The sequence below is a fragment of the Bradyrhizobium sp. CCBAU 11430 genome (assembly GCF_028128855.1).
Lineage (GTDB): Bacteria > Pseudomonadota > Alphaproteobacteria > Rhizobiales > Xanthobacteraceae > Bradyrhizobium > Bradyrhizobium ottawaense.
The window spans coordinates 68,233-91,854 of the sequence record NZ_LBJV01000050.1; the positions used below are offsets into that span (position 1 = coordinate 68,233).

The 23,622-nt window shown below is 64.7% G+C and carries 22 protein-coding genes; 18 read left to right on the forward strand and 4 right to left on the reverse strand.

All coding sequences use genetic code 11. The features are described 5' to 3' along the window. The first annotated feature begins 7 nt into the window (after nt 1-7). The 15 genes from XI04_RS13885 to XI04_RS13955 all read left to right on the forward strand — a co-directional run bounded on the left by XI04_RS13885 (nt 8) and on the right by XI04_RS13955 (nt 15,883). Entirely contained in the window at nt 8-1,141 is a 1,134-nt protein-coding gene (locus XI04_RS13885; protein WP_028141591.1) for a zinc-binding dehydrogenase, read from the forward strand. 112 nt (nt 1,142-1,253) lie between these two features. Further along, nucleotides 1,254-2,252 (forward strand): MBL fold metallo-hydrolase, encoded by a 999-nt coding sequence (locus XI04_RS13890; protein ID WP_271610082.1) that lies wholly within the window; start codon nt 1,254-1,256, stop codon nt 2,250-2,252. 289 nt (nt 2,253-2,541) lie between these two features. After that, nucleotides 2,542-3,093 (forward strand): NADPH-dependent FMN reductase, encoded by a 552-nt coding sequence (locus tag XI04_RS13895; RefSeq protein ID WP_271610081.1) that lies wholly within the window; start codon nt 2,542-2,544, stop codon nt 3,091-3,093. A gap of 246 nt (nt 3,094-3,339) precedes the next feature. Next, complete coding sequence (locus tag XI04_RS13900; protein ID WP_028141594.1) at nt 3,340-3,657, forward strand: FtsB family cell division protein; 318 nt, start codon at nt 3,340-3,342, stop codon at nt 3,655-3,657. A 214-nt stretch (nt 3,658-3,871) separates the two neighbouring features. Further along, nucleotides 3,872-4,831 carry a helix-turn-helix domain-containing protein gene (locus tag XI04_RS13905; protein ID WP_161966439.1) on the forward strand — a complete coding sequence of 320 codons (960 nt, stop codon included), beginning with the start codon at nt 3,872-3,874 and terminating at the stop codon, nt 4,829-4,831. A 345-nt stretch (nt 4,832-5,176) separates the two neighbouring features. Beyond that, nucleotides 5,177-6,694: an aldehyde dehydrogenase gene (gene adh / locus XI04_RS13910; protein ID WP_028141596.1), complete on the forward strand. Its 1,518-nt coding sequence runs from the start codon at nt 5,177-5,179 to the stop codon at nt 6,692-6,694. 268 nt (nt 6,695-6,962) lie between these two features. Further along, nucleotides 6,963-7,985, forward strand: coding sequence for a pyruvate dehydrogenase (acetyl-transferring) E1 component subunit alpha (pdhA, locus tag XI04_RS13915; RefSeq protein WP_028141597.1), 1,023 nt, complete (start codon nt 6,963-6,965; stop codon nt 7,983-7,985). Between the two features lie 29 nt (nt 7,986-8,014). Beyond that, nucleotides 8,015-9,400, forward strand: coding sequence for a pyruvate dehydrogenase complex E1 component subunit beta (locus XI04_RS13920; RefSeq protein ID WP_038971488.1), 1,386 nt, complete (start codon nt 8,015-8,017; stop codon nt 9,398-9,400). Between the two features lie 3 nt (nt 9,401-9,403). Next, nucleotides 9,404-9,706, forward strand: coding sequence for a DUF5076 domain-containing protein (locus XI04_RS13925; protein ID WP_018320291.1), 303 nt, complete (start codon nt 9,404-9,406; stop codon nt 9,704-9,706). A 2-nt stretch (nt 9,707-9,708) separates the two neighbouring features. After that, entirely contained in the window at nt 9,709-10,161 is a 453-nt protein-coding gene (locus XI04_RS13930; protein WP_028141599.1) for a nucleoside deaminase, read from the forward strand. 62 nt (nt 10,162-10,223) lie between these two features. After that, a complete protein-coding gene (locus XI04_RS13935) occupies nt 10,224-11,579 on the forward strand; it encodes a pyruvate dehydrogenase complex dihydrolipoamide acetyltransferase (protein WP_028141600.1) in 1,356 nt (451 codons plus the stop codon). Nucleotides 11,580-11,601: 22 nt separating this feature from the next. Further along, nucleotides 11,602-11,835: a hypothetical protein gene (locus XI04_RS13940; RefSeq protein ID WP_038974895.1), complete on the forward strand. Its 234-nt coding sequence runs from the start codon at nt 11,602-11,604 to the stop codon at nt 11,833-11,835. A 17-nt stretch (nt 11,836-11,852) separates the two neighbouring features. Beyond that, nucleotides 11,853-13,274, forward strand: a complete 1,422-nt coding sequence (lpdA, locus tag XI04_RS13945) for a dihydrolipoyl dehydrogenase (RefSeq protein WP_028141602.1) — start codon at nt 11,853-11,855, stop codon at nt 13,272-13,274. Nucleotides 13,275-13,489: 215 nt separating this feature from the next. After that, nucleotides 13,490-14,731: a threonine synthase gene (locus XI04_RS13950; RefSeq protein ID WP_028141603.1), complete on the forward strand. Its 1,242-nt coding sequence runs from the start codon at nt 13,490-13,492 to the stop codon at nt 14,729-14,731. 180 nt (nt 14,732-14,911) lie between these two features. Next, nucleotides 14,912-15,883, forward strand: a complete 972-nt coding sequence (locus XI04_RS13955; RefSeq protein ID WP_028141604.1) for a tripartite tricarboxylate transporter substrate binding protein BugD — start codon at nt 14,912-14,914, stop codon at nt 15,881-15,883. Nucleotides 15,884-15,937: 54 nt separating this feature from the next. Here the strand turns inward: XI04_RS13955 and XI04_RS13960 are convergent, their stop codons facing one another. From XI04_RS13960 to XI04_RS13970, 3 genes are all read right to left on the reverse strand, one after another. Continuing rightward, the gene (locus XI04_RS13960; protein WP_085968097.1) at nt 15,938-16,318 is read right to left on the reverse strand and encodes a response regulator transcription factor; all 381 of its coding nucleotides are present in this window, start codon (nt 16,316-16,318) and stop codon (nt 15,938-15,940) included. A 92-nt stretch (nt 16,319-16,410) separates the two neighbouring features. Further along, nucleotides 16,411-17,076: a response regulator transcription factor gene (locus XI04_RS13965; protein WP_028141606.1), complete on the reverse strand. Its 666-nt coding sequence runs from the start codon at nt 17,074-17,076 to the stop codon at nt 16,411-16,413. Beyond that, on the reverse strand, nt 17,073-19,496 hold the full coding sequence (locus XI04_RS13970) for a PAS domain S-box protein (protein WP_038949824.1): 2,424 nt from the start codon (nt 19,494-19,496) through the stop codon (nt 17,073-17,075). The genes XI04_RS13965 and XI04_RS13970 overlap by 4 nt, the downstream gene beginning before the upstream one ends. 709 nt (nt 19,497-20,205) lie before the next feature. Between XI04_RS13970 and XI04_RS13975 the strand changes: the two genes are divergently transcribed. The 3 genes from XI04_RS13975 to XI04_RS13985 are packed head-to-tail and all read left to right on the forward strand — an operon-like array spanning nt 20,206 to nt 21,136. Then, complete coding sequence (locus XI04_RS13975; RefSeq protein ID WP_095424098.1) at nt 20,206-20,601, forward strand: hypothetical protein; 396 nt, start codon at nt 20,206-20,208, stop codon at nt 20,599-20,601. Continuing rightward, nucleotides 20,598-20,786 (forward strand): hypothetical protein, encoded by a 189-nt coding sequence (locus XI04_RS13980; RefSeq protein WP_049801976.1) that lies wholly within the window; start codon nt 20,598-20,600, stop codon nt 20,784-20,786. Before XI04_RS13975 ends, XI04_RS13980 begins: the two co-directional genes overlap by 4 nt. Nucleotides 20,787-20,830: 44 nt before the next feature. Continuing rightward, nucleotides 20,831-21,136 carry a hypothetical protein gene (locus XI04_RS13985; RefSeq protein WP_244625800.1) on the forward strand — a complete coding sequence of 102 codons (306 nt, stop codon included), beginning with the start codon at nt 20,831-20,833 and terminating at the stop codon, nt 21,134-21,136. A gap of 80 nt (nt 21,137-21,216) precedes the next feature. Here XI04_RS13985 and XI04_RS13990 read toward each other — a convergent pair whose 3' ends face one another. Then, the gene (locus XI04_RS13990; RefSeq protein WP_212428631.1) at nt 21,217-23,403 is read right to left on the reverse strand and encodes a transglycosylase SLT domain-containing protein; all 2,187 of its coding nucleotides are present in this window, start codon (nt 23,401-23,403) and stop codon (nt 21,217-21,219) included. Between the last annotated feature and the right edge of the window lie 219 nt (nt 23,404-23,622).

Consider the following 23,622-nt stretch of genomic DNA (forward strand, 5'->3'; position numbering starts at 1 on the left):
GATCGACATGAGCGACGGCAAGACCGGACTGCAACTGCGTTCGCTGCTGAAGAAGAGTGGCGAGCTGGAATTGTCGCTCGTGAATGTCCCGACGCCGGAGCCGGCCGACGATGAGGTCGTGGTTCGCGTCGAGGCCACGCCGATCAACCCGTCCGATCTCGGCCTCCTGATCGGGCCCGCCGACATGTCCGCCGCCAAGGCCTCCGGCACGAAGGAGATGCCGGTCATCACCGCGACAATGCCGGAGGCTGCGATGCGGATGATGGGAGCCCGGCTCGATCAGTCGCTGCCGGTCGGCAACGAGGGCGCCGGCACGGTGATCGCGGCCGGATCGTCGGACGCCGCGAAGGCGCTGATCGGCAAGACGGTGTCGATGATCGGCGGCGCGATGTACACGCAGTACCGCGTGCTGAAGGTCCGCGACGTCATGGAGCTGCCGGCGGGCACCACGGCCGCCGACGGCGCGTCCTGGTTCGTCAATCCGCTGACCGCGCTCGGCATGACCGAGACGATGCGGCGGGAGGGCCACAAGGCGCTCGTGCACACGGCGGCTGCGTCCAATCTCGGCCAGATGCTCAACAAGATCTGCATCAAGGACGGCATCGGCCTCGTCAACATCGTCCGGAGCAAGGAGCAGGCCGATATCCTGCACAAGATCGGCGCCAAGCACGTCGTGGATTCCAGCGCGCCGAGCTTCACAGACGATCTCACCAATGCGCTGGTCGAGACCGGCGCCACGATCGCCTTCGACGCCATCGGCGGCGGCAAGCTGGCCAGCCAGATTCTCACCGCCATGGAAGTTGCCGCCAACAAGACGGCGAAGGAATACAGCCGCTACGGCTCCAACGTGTACAAGCAGATCTACATTTACGGCAGCCTGGACAACCGTCCGACCGAATTGAGCCGGTCGTTCGGACTGACCTGGGGCGTCGGTGGCTGGCTGCTGACGCCGTTCCTCCAGAACATCGGCCCGGCCGAGATCGGACGGTTGCGCCAGCGCGTCGCGTCCGAGCTCAAGACCACCTTCGCCAGTCACTACACCAAGGTGGTGTCGCTGACCGAGGTGCTTGATCCCGCCAACATCGCCGTGTACGCCAAACGTGCCACTGGCGAAAAATTCCTCATCAACCCAAATAAATAATCGTGATCTGCGACGGCAGGTCATCGAAGGAAGGTCTTGCCTTCTGAGCGAAGCGGGGGATTATTCCGCCGCCATTGAATGCGGAAAACCGCAAGGCTCAGAAGGGGACTCCATGACCGATCTCAATCGTCGTCATTTGCTCGCTGGCGCCGCTGCCGTCGGCGCGGCCGCAGTAACCGGCCTCCGACCGGCCGCCGTCAATGCCGCGGTGCCGCAGGCCGGGACGCAGGCGCCGGGCTTCTATCGCTACAAGGTCGGCGCTTTCGAGTGCACGTCGATCAATGACGGTGCGCGCACCTTCCCGATGCCGGACAAGTTCGTCGCGAACCTGCAGAAGGACGAGGCGCTGGCCGCCGGCGAGGCGGCCTACATGCCGAAGGGCATGGTCACGGTGCCGTTCAACCCGCAGCTCATCAACACCGGCTCCAAGCTCGTCTTGATCGACACCGGCAACGGCATTGCGAATTTCGAAGCCAGCAAGGGCGCCGTCGGCCGCACTCTGCAAAATCTCCAGGCTGCCGGCGTCGAGGCGAAGAACATTGACGTGGTGCTGCTCTCACATCTGCACCCCGATCACACCAATGGCATTCGTCTCGCCGACGGCGCGCTCGCATTCCCCAATGCGGACATCATGGTGCCGGGCAAGGACTGGGAGTTCTGGACCAGCGAGGGCAACGCCGCCAAGGCCGAGTCCAATCCGATGATGAAGAACTACTTCGCCAACGTGAAGAAGACCTTCGCCGGCCTCGAATCCAAGGTGACCAAATACGAGTGGGGCAAGGAGGTCGCGCCGGGTATCACCTCGATCGCAACCCCGGGCCACACGCCGGGCCACACCTCGTTCGCTGTCGCGTCCGGCGATGCCAAGGTGCTGATCCAGTCCGACGTCACCAACATCCCGGAATTCTTCCTGCGCAATCCCGACTGGCACGTGATGTTCGACAACGATGCCGCGCTGGCGCAGGAGACCCGCCACAAATTCTACGACATGGCGGCGGCGGAGAAGGCGACCGTCATCGGCTTCCACTTCACGTTCCCGGCGGTCGGCCACGTCGAGAAGGACGGCGCCAAATATCGCCTGATCCCGTCGGCGTGGAATCCGACGATCTGATCGGGACCTGCAGCTTTGCGCGTACGTTCGGGCCGCCACTTGGCGGCCCGATTGTTTTGGATCGCATCCACGGGCACTGAATTGTAGCCCTGATGGAGCGCAGCATCATCCGGGACCGGCGTAGCTTGGGGCAGGGCCCTGGGTTACGCCGGCGCTCCATCCCGCCCAAACGTCTGCTTCCGCGAAACACAGCGTTTCCAAATCGGGCGGGTTCATGCACTTGCATCCACCGCACGAGATCGCTTAAGTGCCGTCGCGGTACTCCAGCTCAAGCCCTCAAGGACAATCCATGGCCTACAACATCGTCACGATCGCCGGCAGCCTGCGCAAGGACAGCTTTTCGCTGAAGATCGCCAATGCACTGGCCAAGCTTGCGCCTGATACGCTCAAGCTCGAGGTCGTCACGCCGGCGGGCATCTCGTTCTTCAACCAGGACCTCGAGGGCGCGCCGCCCGCGGACTGGCTGGCCTTCCGCGAGAAGCTTCAGAAGTCGGACGGCGTCATTTTCGTCACGCCGGAATACAACCGCGCGATCCCCGGCGTCCTGAAGAACGCCATCGACGTCGCCTCGCGGCCCTACGGCAAGAGCTCGTTCAACGGCAAGCCGGTCGGCATCGTCTCGAACTCGCCGGGTCCGCTCGGCGGCGTCAGCGCCGCAAAGACGCTTCAGAACATCCTGCCAGGCATTGCGGGCCCGATCATGCAGCAGCCGGAGATCTATCTGAATGCGGTCGGCGACGCCTTCGACGCCGAAGGCAACCTCACCAAGGACTCGCTGAAGCCCGTGCTCCAGGCCTATATCGACGCCTTCGCCGCGCACGTCGCCAAGCACCACGGCTGAGGCTTTTCCGCCGAAGCTTGCCCAACTCTCCGTCATGGCCGGGCAAAAGCGCGAAGCGCGTCTTCGCGCTGGATGTCCCGGCCATCCACGTCTTGGCCCCGAGCGACGAAGAACGTGGATGCCCGGGCCTTCGCCGCGCCGAAGCGGCTTCGGCCGCGCAGGCGGGACAAGCCCGGGCATGACGAGGAGGGATACGGGCAGGGGCTGATTAGCACTCCCTTAACCAACCTGTCCCATCTTCCCAAGATGGTCTCCCGCGCGCGCCTGAAATCGATCCTGACCGGTCTTGCCCTCTACGCGATGGCGGCCGCCATCGTCGGCTATTTCGGCGTCAACGCCTATACCGGCAAATATGGCCTCAACGCCCGCCAGGAGCTCGACCAGGAGATCATCGCGCTGACCAGCGAACTGGCCCAGCTCAAGCGTGAGCGCGCCAGGAGCGAGCAGCGGGTGTCGCTGCTGCGGTCCGAGCGGATCGACCCCGACATGCTGGACGAGCGGGCGCGCTTCCAGCTCGATTACGTCAATCCGCGTGATCTCGTTCGGATGATCCCGGCGAAGTAGCGTTTTCCGCAAGCTTTCGAAACCGACAGCGAAAGCCGCCGCCAAGATCCGACCACAGTGCCTTTCCTCCTGCGAAGGTCGTAAGTCCGGAACCGGGCGGCCGCCTTGACGGCAGTGCCGCGGCGGGGGCATGGCTTCTGTGGCTCGCCGAAGTTGACGCAGATCAAACGAGTGGCGCCGACACGATCTAGTCTGTGATCCGGAGGAAACAGTGATGAATGGGTCAATGCCCCGGCATCACGCGGCTCGCGTCGAGGCCGCCATCGCGTCAGGCCAGGCGGCACGATCCGCGCTCGTGGCCTCGTGGCGCCGTTCGTCCAGATTGCATCATCTCGATCCCGGCGGCCGCACCTCGCCGATGCGGCTGACCGAAGCCGAGCTGCACGAGGCGCGCGAGCGCATCGCGCCGCTGCTGGCCGCGGCGCAAGGCGCGATGGACCGGCTCTATCAGGCCGTCGGCGCGAGCGGGTGCTGCGTGCTGCTCGCCGACGGCGAGGGCGTGCCGGTCGATCGTCGCGGCACGGCGGCGGACGATGCGACGTTTCAATCCTGGGGTCTGTGGACCGGTGCGCTCTGGAGCGAGGAGCACGAAGGCACCAACGGCATCGGCACCTGCCTCGTCGAGCAGCGTCCGCTGACGATCGACCGCGACCAGCATTTCTTCACCCGCAACACGCTTCTGAGCTGCACCGCCGTTCCGATCTACGACCATGAGGCGGCGCTGGCGGGCGTGCTCGACGTCTCCTCCTGCCGCGCCGACCGCACCGACGCGTTTTCCAGTCTGATCGCGCTTGCGACGGGCGAGGCGGCCAAGCGTATCGAAGCCGATCTGTTCCGCAGGGCGTTCAGCCATGCCCGCATCGTCTTGACGCAAGCTGCGGACGGCCAATGCGGCGGCCTCATTGCGGTCGATGCGGACGATCTCGTGATCGGCGCGACCCGCTCCGCCCGGGCGGCGCTGGGAATCGCGCCCGGCCGGGCGTTGCAGCCGGTGCCCGCAGCCGATCTGCTCGGCGGCGAACCCGCGCGCGATCATCTTGCCGGCGGCCAGCGCGCGGTGGTGCAGCGGGCGCTGCTCCGCGCCGGCGGCAATGTCTCGGCGGCCGCCAAGGCCCTCGGCGTCAGCCGCGCCACGCTGCACAGGAAGCTCAAGCGGTTCGAGCTGAACCACTAGGCCGCGCTATTTCCCTGAAACCGTGCGCTCGAAATTCCGGTCTCGTGCCCCGGACGCAGCGCAGCGCGTCGCACTTGCGACGTGGTGCGCTGCAGAGTCGGGGCCCATGTCTCAGCATTCTCCCGTGCCGCCTGGGTCCCGGCTCTGCGCAGCAACGCGAAGAGCGTTGCAGCGCGTCCGGGACACGAGAATGAGCCGGGACACGAGTGTGTGTCGCAGAACTGCGACAGGTCGGCCCCGCCATCGCTCCCATCGGGGCTGACAGAAAACATCTCCCGCGACATCGTCGGTGCAAGTCGCGACCACGCGACGAATTGCGCAAACAGCAAACATCGGGAGTGATCAATGAACAAGGTGGAATTCCTCAATGTGACCAAAGTTCCCTTTGCCGAACGCTATGACAACTTCATCGGCGGCAAGTTCGTCGCGCCGATCTCCGGCAAATATTTCGACAATGCCTCGCCGGTGAACGGCCAGATCGTCTGCAAGATCGCGCGCTCGGACGCGCAGGACGTCGAGGCGGCCCTCGACGCGGCGCATGCCGCCAAGGGCGCCTGGGGCCGTACCAGCGTCGCCGAGCGCGCCGCGGTCCTGAACCGGATCGCCGACCGCATGGAAGAAAATCTCGAGCGTCTCGCCATTGCCGAGACCTGGGACAACGGCAAGCCGATCCGCGAGACCCGCGCCGCCGACATCCCGCTCGCCATCGATCACTTCCGCTACTTCGCCGGCGTCGTGCGCGCCCAGGAAGGCTCGATCGGCGAGATCGACCACGACACCATCGCCTATCATTTCCACGAGCCGCTCGGCGTGGTCGGCCAGATCATCCCCTGGAACTTCCCGCTGCTGATGGCCTGCTGGAAGCTCGCCCCCGCGCTCGCCGCCGGAAATTGCGTCGTGCTGAAGCCTGCCGAGCAGACCCCGGCCTCGATCATGGTCTGGGCCGAGATCATCGGCGACCTGCTGCCGCCCGGCGTCCTCAACATCGTCAACGGCTTTGGTCTGGAAGCCGGCAAGCCGCTGGCCTCGAGCCCGCGCATCGCCAAGATCGCGTTCACCGGCGAGACCTCGACGGGCCGGCTGATCATGCAATATGCCAGCCAGAACCTCATTCCGGTCACGCTGGAGCTCGGTGGCAAGTCGCCGAACATCTTCTTCAACGACGTCACCGCCGAGGACGACGATTACTTCGACAAGGCGATCGAAGGCTTCGTCATGTTCGCGCTGAACCAGGGCGAGGTCTGCACCTGTCCGAGCCGCGCGCTGGTTCATGCGGACATCTATGACCGCTTCATGGAGCGGGCGCTGAAGCGCGTCGCGGCGATCAAGCAGGGCGACCCGCGCGATGCCGCCACCATGATCGGCGCCCAGGCATCCGGCGAGCAGCTCGCAAAAATCCTGTCCTACATCGACATCGGCAAGCAGGAGGGGGCCAAGGTGCTCGCCGGCGGCGGACGTGCCGAGCTCGGCGGCGATCTCGCCGGCGGCTTCTACGTCAAGCCGACCGTGTTCGAGGGCCACAACAAGATGCGAATCTTCCAGGAGGAGATCTTCGGCCCCGTGGTCTCGGTCACGACCTTCAAGAACGACGACGAGGCGCTCGAGATCGCCAACGACACGCTCTACGGCCTCGGGGCCGGCGTCTGGAGCCGCGATGCCAACCGCTGCTACCGCTTCGGCCGGGCGATCCAGGCCGGCCGGGTCTGGACCAACTGCTACCACGCCTATCCTGCCCATGCGGCGTTCGGCGGCTACAAGCAGTCGGGCGTCGGTCGCGAGACCCACAAGATGATGCTCGATCATTATCAGCAGACCAAGAATCTCCTGGTCAGCTACAGCCCGAAGAAGCTCGGCTTCTTCTGATCGAGGTGCGGAGAGGGCGGCGCCATCCTGGCGACGTCCGCTCCGAAGGCCCGGATCGGCATGGTCCATAATTCTTGATCCGGTCACGAATCCGCAGGCGCACATGGCGCGCATAGATTTGTTGCCCGATCAGCGCCAAAGATTTTCCAATATTTCGACCACGTTGCACTGCGGCATAATGAAAGTCGTGTCATGCCGCTGCGGTGCTTTCCAAGGGCGTTTGAGTTGGGTTAGAGAGGACGAAAGTTTTCTCTGACCCGGAATTCCCATGGCCGCACCCAAGAAAGCCGCCGCAAGCACTCCACAGGACAAGACCGACGGCGGTTCGCCCCCGGAATTCACGAGGGAGCAGGAGCTCAAGGCGCTCCGCGACATGCTCCTGATCCGGCGGTTCGAAGAAAAGGCCGGCCAGCTCTATGGCATGGGCGCGATCGGCGGCTTCTGTCACCTCTATATCGGCCAGGAGGCCGTGGTGGTCGGCATGCAGATGGCCCTGAAGCAGGGCGATCAGGTCATTACCGGCTACCGCGATCACGGCCACATGCTTGCCACCGGGATGGATGCCAACGGCGTCATGGCCGAGCTCACGGGCCGCCGCGGCGGCTATTCCAAGGGCAAGGGCGGCTCCATGCACATGTTCAGCAAGGAGAAGCACTTTTACGGCGGCCACGGCATCGTCGGCGCCCAGGTATCGCTCGGCACGGGTCTGGCATTCGCCAATAACTACCGCGGCAACGACAATGTCAGCGTCACCTATTTCGGCGACGGTGCGGCCAACCAGGGCCAGGTCTATGAGAGCTTCAACATGGCGGAGCTCTGGAAGCTGCCGGTGATCTACGTCATCGAGAACAACCGCTATGCCATGGGCACCTCGGTCTCGCGCGCCTCGGCGCAGCAGGATTTCTCCAAGCGCGGTGCGTCCTTCAACATCCCCGGCAAGCAGGTCGACGGCATGGACGTCCGCGCCGTCAAGGCCGCCGGCGACGAAGCCGCCGCCTGGTGCCGCGCCGGCAAGGGTCCCTTCATCCTGGAGATGCAGACCTACCGCTATCGCGGCCACTCGATGTCCGACCCTGCAAAATATCGCACGCGCGAGGAGGTCGAGAAGGTCCGCCACGACCAGGACCCGATCGAGCAGGTGCGTAACCGCCTCTTGGCTGCCAAGGTCAGCGAGGCCGATCTCAAGGCGATCGACGCCGAGGTGCGCGACATCGTCAACGCGTCCGCCGATTTCGCCCAGCATGATCCCGAGCCGGATGCCGCCGAGCTCTGGACCGACGTTTACCGCTGAACGCGCGCAAGCTTTCTTTTGGAGTCGATATGCCAATTCAAGTGCTGATGCCCGCGTTGTCGCCCACGATGGAGAAGGGCAACCTCGCCAAATGGCTGAAGAAAGAGGGCGAGACGATCAAGTCGGGTGACGTGATCGCCGAGATCGAGACCGATAAGGCGACCATGGAGGTCGAGGCGACCGACGAAGGGACGCTCGGCAAGATCCTGATCCCCGAGGGGACCGCCGACGTCGCGGTGAATACGCCGATCGCGACCATCCTCGCCGACGGCGAAAGCGCGGCCGATCTTGCCAAAGCGCCTGCACCGGCCGCGCAGAAGGCTGCCGAGTCCGCTCCGCCTGCCGCCGCAAAGGCCGAGGTGCCCGCGCCCAAGGTTGCGCCGGCCCCGCAGGCTGTCGCCGAGCCGGATCCGGAGGTGCCTGCCGGTACCGAGATGATCACGCAGACCATCCGCGAAGCCTTGCGCGATGCCATGGCCGAAGAGATGCGCCGCGACGCCGACGTCTTCGTGATGGGCGAAGAGGTCGCCGAATATCAGGGCGCCTACAAGGTCACCCAGGGCCTGCTCCAGGAGTTCGGCGCCAAGCGCGTCATCGACACCCCGATCACCGAGCACGGCTTTGCCGGCGTCGGCGTCGGCGCCGCGATGACGGGCCTCAAGCCCATCGTCGAGTTCATGACCTTCAACTTCGCCATGCAGGCGATCGACCAGATCATCAACTCCGCGGCCAAGACGCTCTATATGTCCGGCGGCCAGATGGGCTGCTCGATCGTGTTCCGCGGGCCCAACGGCGCCGCTGCGCGCGTCGCCGCCCAGCACAGCCAGGATTATTCGGCCTGGTACTCGAACGTCCCGGGCCTGAAGGTCGTCGCGCCATTCTCGGCCGCCGATTACAAGGGTCTTCTGAAGGCTGCGATCCGCGATCCCAATCCGGTGATCTTCCTCGAGAACGAGGTGCTCTACGGCCACACCGGTGAGGTGCCGAAGCTCGACGATTTCGTGATCCCGATCGGCAAGGCCCGCATCGTGCGCTCAGGCAGCCATGTCTCGATCATCTCCTGGTCGAACGGCATGACCTATGCGCTGAAGGCGGCCGATGAACTTGCCAAAGAGGGCATCGAGGCCGAGGTGATCGACCTGCGCACGCTGCGTCCGATGGACACCGAGACCATCATCAACTCGGTGAAGAAGACTGGCCGTGCCGTCACGGTGGAAGAGGGTTGGGCCCAGAGCGGCGTCGGCGCCGAGATCGCCGCGCGCATCATGGAGAACGCCTTCGACTATCTGGACGCACCTGTGACGCGCGTCTCCGGCAAGGACGTGCCGATGCCCTATGCCGCGAACCTGGAGAAGCTCGCGCTGCCGTCGGCGGCAGAAGTCGTCGAGGCCGCCAAAGCCGTCTGCTACAGGTAGACCATGGCGGGCCCGAAGGAGCAGCCACTTCCGCCCGACGTCATGACCCGCGACGACGCGGTCGAGATCCTGCGCGTGTTCGTGCTGGACGGCGGGCTGTCGATGGCGTTCCAGCGTGCCTTCGAGGAGCCTGACATGTGGGGCCTGCTGCTCGTCGATCTCGCCCGCCACGCCGCGCGCGCCTATGCGCGCGAGAGCGAATATACCGAAGAGGACGCGCTGAACCGGATCCTGGAGATGTTCCAGGCCGAGATCGAGCGTCCCACCGACACCGGCACCACGACGCCGCGCGGCAAGGGACACTGACCGTGGCGATCGAAGCTCATCATTTCGATTTCATGCTGGAGGCGATCCGCGAGGCGGAGGCCTCGATCGCGCAGGGCGGCCTGCCGATCGGCGCCGTGCTGACGCGCGACAACAAAATCATCGCCCGCGGCCACAACAACCGCGTGCAGGAAAACAATCCGATCCTGCACGGCGAGATGAGCTGCCTGCGCGAGGCCGGCGCGATCTCGTTCCACGACACCGTCATGTACACCACGCTGTCGCCATGCTCGATGTGCGCCGGCGCGCTGGGGCTGTTCAAGGTCAAGCTCGTGGTGATCGGGGAATCCGTCACCTTCGAGGGATCCAAGGACATCCTCGACAAGTTCGGCATCCCCTGGATCGATCTTGCCGACGACCGCTCGATCACCATGATGAAGAATTGGCGTTCCATCCCTGCCAATGAGCGCCTGTGGCAGGGCGACATCGGCAACTAAACCTGGTCTGTTCGTCTCCGCTGTCGGAGGCGACGTTTTGCAAAGTTCTTCTTGAGGTCAGCATGCCCATCAACATCCTGATGCCCGCTCTCTCGCCGACGATGGAGAAGGGCAACCTCGCCAAGTGGCTGAAGAAGGAAGGCGACAAGGTCAAATCCGGCGACGTCATCGCCGAGATCGAGACCGACAAGGCGACCATGGAGGTCGAGGCCATCGACGAGGGCACGATCGCCAGGATCCTGGTGCCCGAGGGCACGCAGGACGTCCCGGTCAACGACGTGATCGCGGTGCTCGCCGGCGAAGGCGAGGACGTGAAGGCGGCGGGTGCCGCCAAGCCCAGCGCTTCGGCCGCACCTCCGAAGGCGGCCGAGGCTCCTGCTGCGGCGCCGGCTCCCGCAGCTGCGCCTGCCGCGCCCAAAGCCGCGCCGTCGCCGGCTGCTGCACCTGCGCCGCAGGCCGCTACTCCGGCCGCGCAGAGCAACGGCCAAGGTGGTCGCGTGTTCTCCTCGCCGCTGGCGCGGCGTCTCGCCAAGGACGCCGGCATCGACGTGTCGATGGTAACAGGCACCGGCCCGCACGGCCGCGTGGTCGCCCGCGACGTCGAGCAGGCCAAGTCGGGCAAGGGCCTCAAGGCGCCCGCCGCGGCACCATCAGGTGCGCCCTCGATCGCGCCCACCATGTCGGACAAGCAAATCCTGTCGCTGTTCGAGCCCGGCTCCTACGACATCATTCCGCATGACGGCATGCGCCGTACCATTGCGCAGCGCCTGACTGCATCGATCCAGAACGTCCCGCACTTCTACCTGACCATCGACTGCGACATCGGCAAGCTCCTCGCTGCCCGCGAGGAAATCAACGCTGCCGCGCCGAAGGACAAGGAGAAGAAGCCGCTCTACAAGATCTCGGTCAACGACTTCGTCATCAAGGCGATGGCAGTGGCGCTGCAGAAGATCCCGAACTGCAACGTCAGTTGGACCGAAAGCGGCATGGTCAAGCACCATCATTCCGACGTCGGCGTTGCGGTCGCAATGCCGGGTGGCCTGATCACCCCGATCATCCGCAAGGCCGAGACCAAGACGCTTTCGACCATCTCCAACGAGATGAAGGATTTCGCCGCGCGCGCCCGCTCGCGCAAGCTCAAGCCCGAGGAATACCAGGGCGGCACCACCGCAGTTTCCAACCTCGGCATGTACGGCATCAGCCACTTCACCGCCGTGATCAACCCGCCGCATGCGACCATCCTCGCGGTCGGCACCAGCGAGGAACGCCCTGTGGTACGCGGCGGCAAGATCGAGATCGCGCACATGATGAGCGTGACCTTGTCCTGCGATCACCGCGCCATCGACGGTGCGCTCGGCGCCGAGCTGATCGGCGCCTTCAAGCAGCTGATCGAAAACCCCGTCATGATGATGGTCTGACGCGGCGGCAGAGGGCGCAATTTTGCATGTCCGTACCCGCTGGCCATGGATATCGCTGCTGCTCGGAGCCGCGGTTGCGCTTAACCCGATCGGGCTCGATTTTCTGCACTCTGCGTTCTTTGCCGGTGAGCAACTGGCACGGAACATCGCCCAGCCCGTCGTGCTCATCGCTCTGGCCGTCATGGTCCTGGCGGTGATGCTCGAATGGCTGGTGAGGTCTTTTCTGGTCAAGCGCCGCGCCCGCGGCGCCTCTTGAGTTGAACGGGAGCCGCCATGGCCGACACATCCTTCGACGTCATCATCATCGGCTCCGGTCCCGGCGGCTATGTCACCGCGATCCGCGCCGCTCAGCTCGGCTTCAAGGTCGCGATCGTCGAGAAGTCGTATCTCGGCGGCATCTGCCTGAACTGGGGGTGCATCCCGACCAAGGCGCTGCTGCGCTCGGCCGAGATCTATCATTACATGCAGCATGCCGGGGATTACGGCCTGTCGGCGGAGAAGGTCTCGTTCGATCCGAAGGCGGTGGTGCAGCGCTCACGCGGCGTCTCCAAGCGGCTCAACGACGGGGTCGGCTTCCTGATGAAGAAGAACAAGGTCAGCGTGATCTGGGGCGCGGCCACGATCGACGCGCCCGGCAAGGTCACGGTGAAGAAGTCCGACGTCGAGGGCCCGAAGGGTGCGCTGGGCGAGGGGACCTATCAGGCCAAGCACATCATCGTCGCGACCGGCGCGCGGCCGCGCGTGCTGCCGGGGCTCGAGCCCGACAAGAAGCTGGTCTGGACCTATTTCGAGGCGATGGTGCCGGAGCGGATGCCGAAGTCGCTGCTGGTCGTCGGCTCCGGCGCGATCGGCATCGAGTTCGCCTCGTTCTTCCACACCATGGGTTCCGAAGTCACCGTCGTCGAGGTGCTGCCGCAGATCCTGCCCGTCGAGGACGCCGAGATCGCGGGGCTCGCCCGCAAGCGCCTGGAGAAGCAGGGCATCAAGATCATGTCCTCGACCAAGGTCACGAAGCTGGAGAAGAAGTCCGACAGCGTCGTCGCCACCATCGACGACGGCAAGGGCAAGCCCGTCACATCAGAGTTCGAGCGCGTGATCTCCGCAGTCGGCGTCGTCGGCAATATCGAGAATCTCGGCCTGGAAAAGCTCGGCGTGAAGACCGACCGCGGCTGCATCGTGATCGACGGCTACGGCAAGACCAACGTCCCCGGCATCTATGCCATCGGCGACGTCGCGGGGCCCCCGATGCTCGCACACAAGGCCGAGCATGAGGGCGTGATCTGCGTCGAGGCGATCAAGGGACTGCATCCGCATCCCATGGACAAGAACATGATCCCGGGCTGCACCTATTGCCAGCCGCAGGTCGCCTCCGTTGGCCTCACCGAAGCCAAGGCGAAAGAGAACGGCCGCGAGATCCGCGTCGGCCGTTTCCCCTTCGTCGGCAACGGCAAGGCGATCGCGCTCGGCGAGGACCAGGGCCTCGTCAAGGTGATCTTCGACAAGAAGACCGGCCAGCTGCTCGGCGCCCACATGGTCGGCGCTGAAGTCACCGAGCTGATCCAGGGCTACGTCGTCGCCATGAATCTGGAGACGACGGAAGAAGAGCTGATGCACACGGTCTTCCCGCATCCCACGCTGTCGGAGATGATGAAGGAAGCCGTGCTGGATGCGTATGGAAAGGTGTTGAATATTTGATGGAACGAGGGCTGCGGCGCAGCGTGCTGCCATCAGTCCCGTCATCCTAAGGTGCGAGTTCGGCGGCGCACCGCGCCGCCGAGTGACCCTCGAAGGATGAACGGCCGAGCTGCAGCAGCCGGGCTCGTTGCCCTTCGAGGCCTCCGCTTCGCTCCGGCGCCTCGGGGTGGCGGGTTTGATAGAGAAATACGAAAACAACAAAAGGGAATGAACCCATGCACGACAACGACAACCTCATCGTCGAACGCCCGACCTTCGTCACCCATCTCGAATGCGCAATGGAGGGCGATCATTACGCCGCCGACCAGGTCCACAATCTCTCCAAGGCCGGCAAACCGCTGCTGGTACGCTACGACCTCGCAGGCGTGAAGAAGGCGCTGACCAAGGACGCGCTCGCGCAACGCCCCGGCGACATGTGGCGCTACCGCGAGCTGCTGCCGGTGCGCAAATGCAAGGACATCGTCTCGCTCGGCGAGGTCACCACGCCCCTGATCCGGCTGCCGAAGCTCGGCAAGAAACTCGGCGGCGGCGAGATCATCGTCAAGGACGAGGGACGGCTGCCGACCGGCTCGTTCAAGGCGCGTGGCCTCGTGATGGCGGTGTCGATGGGCAAGGCGCTCGGCATCAAGCACATGGCGATGCCGACCAACGGCAACGCGGGGGCTGCGCTGGCGGCCTACGCCACCTCCTGCGGCATCAAGACCACAATCTTCTGCCCGGCCGATACGCCGGAGGTGAACGTCAGCGAGATCGAGCTGCAGGGCGCGACCGTCTACCGCGTCAACGGCTATATCGACGATTGCGGCAAGATCGTCGGCGAGGGCAAGGCCAAGGTCGGCTGGTTCGACACCTCGACGCTAAAGGAGCCGTACCGCATTGAAGGCAAGAAGACGATGGGCCTCGAGCTTGCCGAGCAGCTCGGTTGGGACGTGCCCGATGTGATCTTCTATCCGACCGGCGGCGGCACCGGCCTGATCGGCATGTGGAAGGCCTTCGACGAGCTCGAGAAGATCGGCTTCATCGGTTCGAAGCGCCCGCGCATGGTCGCGGTGCAGGCCTCGGGCTGCGCGCCGATGGTGCGGGCCTATGACGCCGGCACCGAGCACGCCACGCGCTGGGAGGACGCCCACACGATCGCCTCGGGCATCCGCGTGCCGCAGGCAATCGGCGACTTTCTCATCTTGCGCGCGGTCCGCGAGAGCAAGGGCTTTGCCATCGCGGTCGACGACGACAAGATCTCGTCGGCGCTGAACGAGGTTGCGCGCGAGGAGGGGCTGCTGCTCTGCCCCGAGGGCGCCGCGACCTATGCCGCCTACAAGGACAGCCTCGCCGATGGCCGCGTCTCGAAGGGTGACCGCGTCATGCTGTTCAATTGCGCGACCGGCCTGAAATATCCGCTGCCGCCGGTGACCCGCACGCTCGATCGCCACGAGCCGATCGATTACACACAGTTCTAGCTTGCTTCTCCTTCGCCCCGCTTGCGGGGAGAGGGTTGGGGTGAGGGGGAGTCTCCGCGGGGGCGGTGACAGCTGAACCTGCGGAGACCCCCCTCACCCGAATTGCTTCGCAATTCGACCTCTCCCCGCAAGCGGGGCGAGGTGAAGAAAAACAAGAACGACATCGCTGGGGAGAAGACAATGACGAAGGCCGTCTGGGCTGCGCTGTTTGCTATTCTCGCTGTGACCGGCGCCGCGCGCGCCGATGACTATCCCTCCCGTCCCATCACCATCATCGTGCCGTTCGCAGCCGGCGGCCCGTCGGATGCGATGGCGCGCGTGCTCGCCGAGCGGATGCGCACTCCGCTCGGCCAGCCCCTCGTGGTCGAGAACGTCACCGGTGCGGGCGGGTCGATCGGCGTCGGCCGCGCCGTGCAATCGCCGCCGGACGGCTACACCATCTCCTTCGGCCATCTCGGCACCCACGTCGCCAACGGCGCCGTCTACAAGCTCAAATACGACCTCGTTGCCGACCTCGAGCCGGTGGTGCTGCTGCCGAGCAATCCGATGATCGTCGTCAGCAAGAACGCGGTGCCGGCGACGTCGCTGAAAGAGCTGATCGAATGGCTGAAGTCACGGCCGTCGCCGCCGACAGCGGGCACCGCCGGCGCCGGCTCCGGCAGCCACATCGCCGGCGTCTATTTCGAGAGCGTCTCCGGCATCAAGCTGCAATACGTGCCGTATCGCGGCACGGCACCCGCGTTGAACGATCTCATCGCCGGCCAGATCGACGTCATCATCGACCAGACCTCCAACTCCATCGCGCAGGTCCGCGCCGGCACCATCCGCGCCTACGCCATCACCGACAGCAAGCGCCTTTCCTCGGCCCCCGAGATTCCGACCGCGGAGGAGGCAGGGCTCAAAGGCTTCAACATGACGCTGTGGTCGGGCATGTGGGTGCCGAAGGGCACGCCAAAGGAGATCGTTGCCAAACTCAATGCTGCGGCCGTGGAGGCGCTGAACGATCCTGCCGTGAGGAAGCAGCTCGAAAGCCAGGGGCTGGAGATGACGCCGAAGGACCAGCTCACGCCCGAAGCGCTCGGCACCCGTCAGAAGGCCGAGATCGCCAAATGGTGGCCGATGATCAAGGCGGCCAACATCAAGGTGGATTGAGCATGCCGCATGGCCGCAGACATGTCGTGGCCGTGGGGACGCGGGGCCGCCGCATCACATCGTGGCGTCACCGGGGTCCGACAATGCGGTCTCCAGGCACTGGATCAGGGCTGGGGTTGAAAACGGCTTGGCGAGAAAGCAGATCGCGCCGGCCCTGAGTGCGCGGTCGCGTACGGCCTCATCCGGAAAAGCCGTCATGAAAATGAAGGGCGTGACGCGCCCGAGGCCGCGCATGTGCGTCAGCAGCTCGACGCCGCTCATGACCGACATCTGCACGTCCGTGATCACGCAGCCGGTCGTCTCCAGTTGGGCGGATTGGAGAAATTCGTGAGCCGAGCCAAAGGTGTGGACCGTATACCCGCGCGACGTCAGGAGGTTGTTCGTCGCAAGACGAACGGAGGGATCATCATCAATGACGGAAATGATCGAAGACACTGGCAATATAATGCTCCTGCACGGGGAGCCGCCGGCTGCGATTCAGCCGCTTGAGGGAAGGTGGGCCACCGGAGCGAGATTGGAAAGCATACTTAGGTTTGCAAATGACCCCTGTTGCGCGGGATTCCGAGCGCGTCGGTCATTCTGACGAGGTCGGCCAACGACTTCGCCGCCATTTTCCGCATGATCTGGCCGCGATAGATCTTCACGGTGATTTCGGCCAATCCAAGCTCGGCAGCGACCTGCTTGTTCATCAGGCCGGATGCAACCAGGGCGAGGACGTCGCGTTCGCGCGCCGTCAGTCCCTCGAAACGGGATCGCACCCCCGAGATCGACTGCTCGGCATCGCGTCGCTTGCGATCGCGTTCGATCGCCGCCTGCACGGCATCCAGCATGTCCTGGTCGCGCACCGGCTTGGTCAGAAAATCGACGGCACCGCTTTTCATGGCTCTTACGGTCATGGGAATATCGCCGTGACCGGTGATGAAGATAATGGGCGTGTGAATATTGGCTTTGGCGAGGTCCGCCTGGAGGTCGAGGCCACTCAAGCCCGGCAGGCGGATGTCGAGCACGAGGCAACTGGGGACCGCCGGCGGTTTGGCTTCCATGATCTCCGCCGCCGAGCTGAAGGCTTCGACCTTGAGGCCGACCGATTGAAAGAGATTGGTGAGCGCACGGCGCATCGACGGATCATCATCGACGATCAGGACGATCGGATCACCGGCGCTCGCCTGGGCCTGCTTGGCATGATCAGTCACGACGTGTCCTTGTGTGGCAAGGGCAGGGCGATCTGGAATGTTGCTCCGCTCCCTTCATTTTGAATGGCCGAAAGCCGGCCCGCATGAGCCTCGATGATCGATCGGCAGATCGAGAGTCCCATTCCCAGACCGCCCGATTTCGTCGTGAAGAAGGGGGTGAAGATGCGTTCCTTGACGTCTTTGCCAAGGCCGACACCGCGGTCCGTCACGGTGAGGAGCAGGCGGTCGTCGTCCGTCCGGCTCGAGCGGATCGCCAGCTCGCGCGGGCGGTCGACATTGGCATGCATGGCTTCGATGCCGTTCACCACCAGGTTGATCAGCACCTGCTGAAGCTGGATCCGGTCGCCGCAAATCCTCGGCAGATCGGACGCCAACTCCATTCGCACCGACACCGCATGGATCGCCAGCTCGCGCCGAACCAGCGCCACTGCCTCCCTGACGACCTGGTTGATGTCGAGTGGAGCCATTTCGATCTCGGTCTTCTTCGCAAGCGCTCTGATCCGGCGGATCACCTCGCTTGCCCGATTGGCATCCTCGACAATCCACTCTGCGGAACGGCGCGCGGCCTTCAGGTCGGCGGGGTCGCGGTCAAGCCAAGCGATGCACGCGTCCGCGTTGGAGATCACCGCGGCGATGGGCTGGGTGATTTCGTGGGCAATCGAGGTGGTCAGTTCCCCGAGCGTCGTGACGCGGGTGACGTGGGCGAGCTCGCCTTGCGCCTTGCGCAGCGCCTCTTCCGCCTGCTCGACGCGGATCGCCGCCGTGACGTCGCTGCTGACGCCGCGATAGCCGAGAAAATTGCCTGTCGCATCATGGAACGGCTTGCCGCTGGTCCGCACGTAGATTGGAGATCCGTTACCATCCCTGCTGCGGTAGATCAGATCGCGGAACGCAACGTGGGCATCGAGCGCCGCGCGATGCTGCTCCCATTTCTCCGGCTCGAACTCGGCGTCGGGCGGAATGTCCCAGCGGGCCAGGCCGATCAGGCCCTTCGGCGCAGCGCTGGAGGTTTCGGCGTGCTCCGATATCCTGGTAATGCGGTGGTCCGGCCCGGTCTCCCAGAACCAGTCCGATGCGGTTTCGGCATAGTCGCGGAAGCGCTGTTCGGATGTCTTGAGCTCATCGAACGCCTGATGCAGGGCATCTTTCGCCGCGAACTGCTCGGTGACGTCCACGTGCGTGCCGATGATTTCCATCACCTCGCCGTCGCGGCCGATCACAGGATGTCCCTCGCTGTGGACGTGTCTGATCGAACCGTCGGGGCGCACAATCCGGAAGTCGATCTGGAAGGGCTGCTTTTGCCTGACAGCTTCACGTTCCACCTCGACAATCCGCCGAAAGTCCTCCGGCAGGATACGTTGCTGAAAAGCCCGGGCCGGGACATCGGTCTGGTCCAGCTCAAATCCGAACAGGCGGTACAGTTCAGCCGACCGGTAGGCGAACTCCTGACGATGAACGTCCCAGGCCCAGCTGCTCGTATGGCTGAGGCGTTGGGCTTCGGCCAAATAGGCTTCGCTGCGACGCAGCCTCTGTTCCGCTTCCTTCGCAATCGTGACATCGGTCACCGCTCCGACGAACTCGATGCGCCCGGACGGGTGCCGCACGGCGCGCGCCACGGAATGGAGATATTTGATCGATCCGTCGGGCATCAGCAGGCGGTATTCGTGGTCGAAATCCTCCGCCAGCCGGTAGGCCCGATCAAGGGTGCCGCGTACTATGTCGCGATCTTCCGGATGGATGCGCTGAAAGGCGAAGTTCAGGGTCGGCTTCGTCGCAGGGTCGCATTGGAAGATGCGGAAGGTCTCCCTCGACCAGACCGCCTCGCCGGTGGCGAGGTTCAAGCCGAAGCTGCCGGTGTGGCTCAATTCCTGGGCCTGGGCGAGGTAGGCCTCGCTCTGTCGCAGCGCATCCTCGGCTTCCTTGCGCTGGGTGATGTTCTCGCAGGCGACCAGCAGGATCGGCGTGCCGTCGCCGCGCAGCATCGCCTTGGCGTTTTCGCGGACCCAGAGCACCGACCCGTCCTTCCGGAACTTGCGAATCTCCCAGGTATGCGACTGGTCCACGGTCGTCAGGCACAAAGCGACGCATTGACGAACGAAGTCGTGGTCTTCCTCGAAGAAGACGTTCAGCACGGATTGGCCGATCAGCTCGGCCGTCGAGTAGCCCAATTGTGCGGCGCCAAACGTATTCACGTTGAGCACCGTTCCGGACGGATCGACCATGAAGTACATGACCGGATTGTGCTCGAACACCTCGCGCCATTGCTTCATGGCGTCACGCAGATCGGTGTTCTGCCGCGAGGCGTCAGCGACCGCGGACCGGTCCTTCTCGCCGTTGCCGAATGATCGAAGCGCCGCAAGGCCGCCGAGCAGGAATTGTGCGGCCGAAGTCCCGATTTTCGTGATCTGGCCAGGCATCATCGCAAGCGTCCCGGCGCGCTAGCGTCACGGCAAGTAGAGCACTTTGCCAGAACAGGGGCAATTGCCCCCGACCAAAGTCGGATTCCCGGCAAAGCTCCCGGTTGCCGTGCAGCTTGCGCGCGTTGCGCCGTCTCGTTGCGCGGGTGGGCCAGGACCGCAAAACTACGGCACAAACCTACGTATAGCTCGCACAACCCTAGTTCTAGCGCGCATTTACCTCCGTACAATTGAGCGATGCGGTGCAGGCGGCCTAGTTTTGCGGTCAATCGAGAGGAGACGATTGCGGAGCACATTCGCTGAAAGGCTCGGGGTGTTGCCCCCAAAGAGCCAGGCTCCGCATCCGCCCCCTGACTTGCCGGATGAGTTGGCGGTCACGATTGAGAGGCCGCATTTTCCGTGACGACCGTGGCGACCCGAGCTTGCGCACAAGGAAGCCGGGACCCCTGAGAGGTCAAGAGGAGAGGATGATGTGCGATAGCCCAGAGCATTCCGAGCGCCGTCCCGAGACCAAAGGCTGTGCCGTCTGCACGGCGAAGTTTGGCCTGATCCGATACTATTCCTGGAGGACGCCGCTCTGCTCGAGGAAATGTCTCGACCGGTTCAGGGCGCGCCGCGAGCGCGACCGCCGCTGGTTGTTCCGATATCAGGCGGCCTGAGGACCAGCCGCCGCGCCTGCCACCTCAGGCAATTTCTTCGTCGGGAGGCTGCGTTGAACCGTACCTGCAAGCTCCTGTTGGCGATCGCGCTGCCGCTTCCGCTGGTGACGGGCGTGGAGGCCGACGAAGCCGGAGGGAATGGGCCACATCGTCACCATCCGCCCCAGGATCAACTGCTGCACGAGAAGTTCTATTCGAGCTGGCACATGCCGGACAATCCGGTTCTGAGCTGCTGCAACAATGCCGATTGCTACCCGACCGAGATTCGCTACGTCGACGGCAGGATCTACGCGCGGCGCCGGGAAGACGGCAAATACATCCTGATCCCGTCCCAGAAGGTCGAGCGCAACAGGGACAATCCCGATGGCCGCAACCATATCTGCGCGCCACCGCCGTCCGCCTCTCTGGTCGACTTGGTCTACTGTTTCGCGTTGGGAGGTGCCACGTGAGATTCATATTGGTGAACGGCAGAACCCCGTTCCGCAAGACGTCGTGCCTTTGGTGCTGCGAGGAGATCGATGGTGGCTATCTGCGGGACGCCAGGACGCTGCTGCGCTACTGCGGCTACGAGTGCTTCGCACTTCATCACGAGGCCGCGCCGTTGATCGAGGGACGTACGCGCGCGGCATCTTGAGCCGTCAGGCTGGCAGGACGCATTCGGCAGGAGAGGACACGGCATTGAGATTCATGCTCGTCAATCAGGAACATCCTTGCCACGGCGTCTGCGGCGCATGCGCGCGGCCGCTGGGTGCGAGTTACGTCCGGCATGTGTCCAAGCAAGAGCGGTATTGCGACTACGGTTGCTACCGTCAGCAGACGGCCATGGACATGCTGTGGCCCCGCAGCCCGTTCGAGGCGTTCGCGGTGCTGACGGCGATCTCGAGCTGGGGCTGGATGATTCAGATGGGCGCGCTGTCGCGCTCATTGGCCGAGGCATATCTGCGCGAGTACGACCTTCTGACCATGGAAGGAGGTGACGGCTAGCTCGATGACGGCCGCGCAGAACAGTCGGCCGCAGTCACCGCGTCCAGCCCGCGCCGCGTCCAGCCCCGGCGGTGGCGAGGCTAGGGCGAGGGGGCTGCGGCCGATCCCGTTGGTGCTGCGCTCACTTCCTGCGTCGTGACGCGCTGGTCGGACTTGCCGGCGATCATGCTGCTGCCCTCGAACCTGGCGCGGTACACCAGCACGTTCTCCATCACGCGCTGGACGTAGTTGCGCGTCTCCGACAGCGGGATGCGCTCGACCCAGTCGACCGGATCGACCTTGGGATCCCTGGGGTCGCCGCGCGCCTGCACCCATTCGCGCACGCGGCCGCGGCCGGCATTGTAGCCGGCAAAGGTCATGATCTGGTTGCCGCGATATTCCGACAGCAGCGCGCTGAGCTCGGCCGCGCCCATTTGCGTGTTGTAGACGGGATCGGAGACCATCTTGTCCCAGTCGTAAGTCAGGCCAAAGCGCTTGGCGGTGTCGCGGCCGGCTTCAGGCGTCACCTGCATCAGCCCGACCGCATTGGCCGGCGACTTGTCGCGCTGGTCGAACGAGCTTTCGGTGCGCGCCACCGAATAGATCACGCTGGTCTCGATCGCGGGCGCGACCTGCTGGTGCTCGGGGATGCCGATGGTCGGAAAAGCGTAATGGTCGAGGGCGAGCCCGCGCGCCAGCGCCGACTTGCCGACCTCCAGCATCACGCGCGCATCGCGGCGCTGTCCGGCGAGTTCGCCGAGGCCCTCGAGGGCCGCCACGTCGGTGCTCTCTCTGGCGAAATCCTCGGCGTAATAGAACACCGTGTCGCGCTCGCCGATGCCGTAGAGCATGTCGGCGGCGCGCACGCGCTCGTCTGCGGGCGGGGTGTCGAGCGCGGCCAGCACGGGCGAGGGCGGTCGCAGCTCGATGCGATCGAGGCCGAGCTTTGCGCGCGCAAGCTGGCCGTAATAGGCGGTCGGATAGCGCGCGGCCGCCCGGTAGCTCATGCGCGCATCGGCCGTCGCCCCCATCGCCTCGGCGGCACGGCCGCGCCAGTAATGGGCGCGCGACAGCGCGATCGGATTGGCCGAGCCTTCGTCGATGGCGGCGAAGTGCACCATCGCCGCCTGGGGATCGCCGAGGAAGCGCAGCGCGATCCAGCCGCACATGAAATGATAATCGACGCGGTAGACTTCCTTCTCGGGCACCGCGGCGGTGCGCACCACGTCATACGCCGTCTTGAACTTGCCCTGGTCGAGCAGCTTGCGCGCGAGCAGGCGACGCTCGCGCCACCAGGCGTCGGTGTCCTGGGCGGCCATGGTGTCGGGCGCGGCGGCCAGGATCACCTCGGCGGCGTCGTCGATGCGGTCCTTCTGGAGGTGCCATTGGGCGCGGCACAGCACATAGCCGAGATCGCGGCGCGCTTCAGTCGGTACGTCCTCGAGATCATCCTTGGCCTTGCTGGCCTTGCCGGTGACGGCGGCGCAAGCCTTGACGATCGCCAGCGCATCCTCGCCGAGCCGTTTTGCCGCGCGCCGCGCACCGGCATAGTCCTTGGCGCCGAGCCGCTTGTCCATGCGGGCGCGATGATCCTCGGAGTTGAGCAGATCGCGGAACGCTTCGTAGGAATCCTCCTCGCTCCGCTCGGACAATTCGTCAGTGCGCCAGGCCTCGCGCACGAGCCGGGTAGCCCTGTCGACGTCGCCTTCAGCGAGCAGCACGCGGGCGAGGGCGAACTTGCCCTTGGCGCTGGTCGGGCGGTCCATGGTGAATTTGTGCACGGTGGCCGCGTCGGCCTTCTCCTGCCACAGCCGCGCCTCGGCGCGGCGGCGGAGCAGGGCGCTGCTCGGCCAACCCGGATTGGCGGCAAGGAAGGCGGCATAACGCTTGAAATTCGCCGTGCTCTCGGAATGGCGCAGCATGAACCAGTCGGCGAGCTTCTGACCGGCGGGATCAGTGATGCGGTCGCGCGCCGCGCTCGCGTCATCCGTCTTGCCCTTGCGCGCGAGGTCGATCGCATCCTTCAGCGCGGCGAGGTCGCCGGTGAGGGGCGGGGCGGCCGGTTTCTCTGATGGCTCGTCGCCGGTCTTCTTCGACTTGCGCTTGGCCTCGGCATGCTTGCCGTGACGGGACTTGGCCACGGTATGTCGCTGCTTGCCGGCTTTCGCCTCATGCGACTTTTTCGGCGCGGACGATTTGTGGCTGCTCTTCGCCGCCAGCTCGGTGGGGAGGAGGGCCATTGCGGCCACGGCAACGAGACACGCGAGCGAGCGTAGGCACTGGTTCATCCCATGGTCCCCCTGCGAAACCACTACAAACCAAGGTCCGCGACGACATGCGGCTTGAGAATCAACGACATCGAGAACGATGCCACGGCATCGTTTCGCATTCCTCACGCTGTCGCAACAATGCGGCAAAATACGGATGTGACGAGGGAACTTCCGCTGGGGGGCAGTTCCTTTAATCTTTGTTAACGATCCGGGCCCGCGCGACGGCCTGGCCTGGTT

What these genes read in the sequence shown, in the direction of transcription:
- XI04_RS13885 (WP_028141591.1), top strand. Translation starts at nt 8, where the DNA reads ATGAGCGACGGCAAGACCGGACTGCAACTGCGTTCGCTGCTGAAGAAG.
- XI04_RS13890 (WP_271610082.1), top strand. Translation starts at nt 1,254, where the DNA reads ATGACCGATCTCAATCGTCGTCATTTGCTCGCTGGCGCCGCTGCCGTC.
- XI04_RS13895 (WP_271610081.1), top strand. Translation starts at nt 2,542, where the DNA reads ATGGCCTACAACATCGTCACGATCGCCGGCAGCCTGCGCAAGGACAGC.
- XI04_RS13900 (WP_028141594.1), top strand. Translation starts at nt 3,340, where the DNA reads ATGGTCTCCCGCGCGCGCCTGAAATCGATCCTGACCGGTCTTGCCCTC.
- XI04_RS13905 (WP_161966439.1), top strand. Translation starts at nt 3,872, where the DNA reads ATGAATGGGTCAATGCCCCGGCATCACGCGGCTCGCGTCGAGGCCGCC.
- adh (WP_028141596.1), top strand. Translation starts at nt 5,177, where the DNA reads ATGAACAAGGTGGAATTCCTCAATGTGACCAAAGTTCCCTTTGCCGAA.
- pdhA (WP_028141597.1), top strand. Translation starts at nt 6,963, where the DNA reads ATGGCCGCACCCAAGAAAGCCGCCGCAAGCACTCCACAGGACAAGACC.
- XI04_RS13920 (WP_038971488.1), top strand. Translation starts at nt 8,015, where the DNA reads ATGCCAATTCAAGTGCTGATGCCCGCGTTGTCGCCCACGATGGAGAAG.
- XI04_RS13925 (WP_018320291.1), top strand. Translation starts at nt 9,404, where the DNA reads ATGGCGGGCCCGAAGGAGCAGCCACTTCCGCCCGACGTCATGACCCGC.
- XI04_RS13935 (WP_028141600.1), top strand. Translation starts at nt 10,224, where the DNA reads ATGCCCATCAACATCCTGATGCCCGCTCTCTCGCCGACGATGGAGAAG.
- lpdA (WP_028141602.1), top strand. Translation starts at nt 11,853, where the DNA reads ATGGCCGACACATCCTTCGACGTCATCATCATCGGCTCCGGTCCCGGC.
- XI04_RS13950 (WP_028141603.1), top strand. Translation starts at nt 13,490, where the DNA reads ATGCACGACAACGACAACCTCATCGTCGAACGCCCGACCTTCGTCACC.
- XI04_RS13955 (WP_028141604.1), top strand. Translation starts at nt 14,912, where the DNA reads ATGACGAAGGCCGTCTGGGCTGCGCTGTTTGCTATTCTCGCTGTGACC.
- XI04_RS13970 (WP_038949824.1), bottom strand. Translation starts at nt 19,496, where the DNA reads ATGATGCCTGGCCAGATCACGAAAATCGGGACTTCGGCCGCACAATTC.
- XI04_RS13990 (WP_212428631.1), bottom strand. Translation starts at nt 23,403, where the DNA reads ATGAACCAGTGCCTACGCTCGCTCGCGTGTCTCGTTGCCGTGGCCGCA.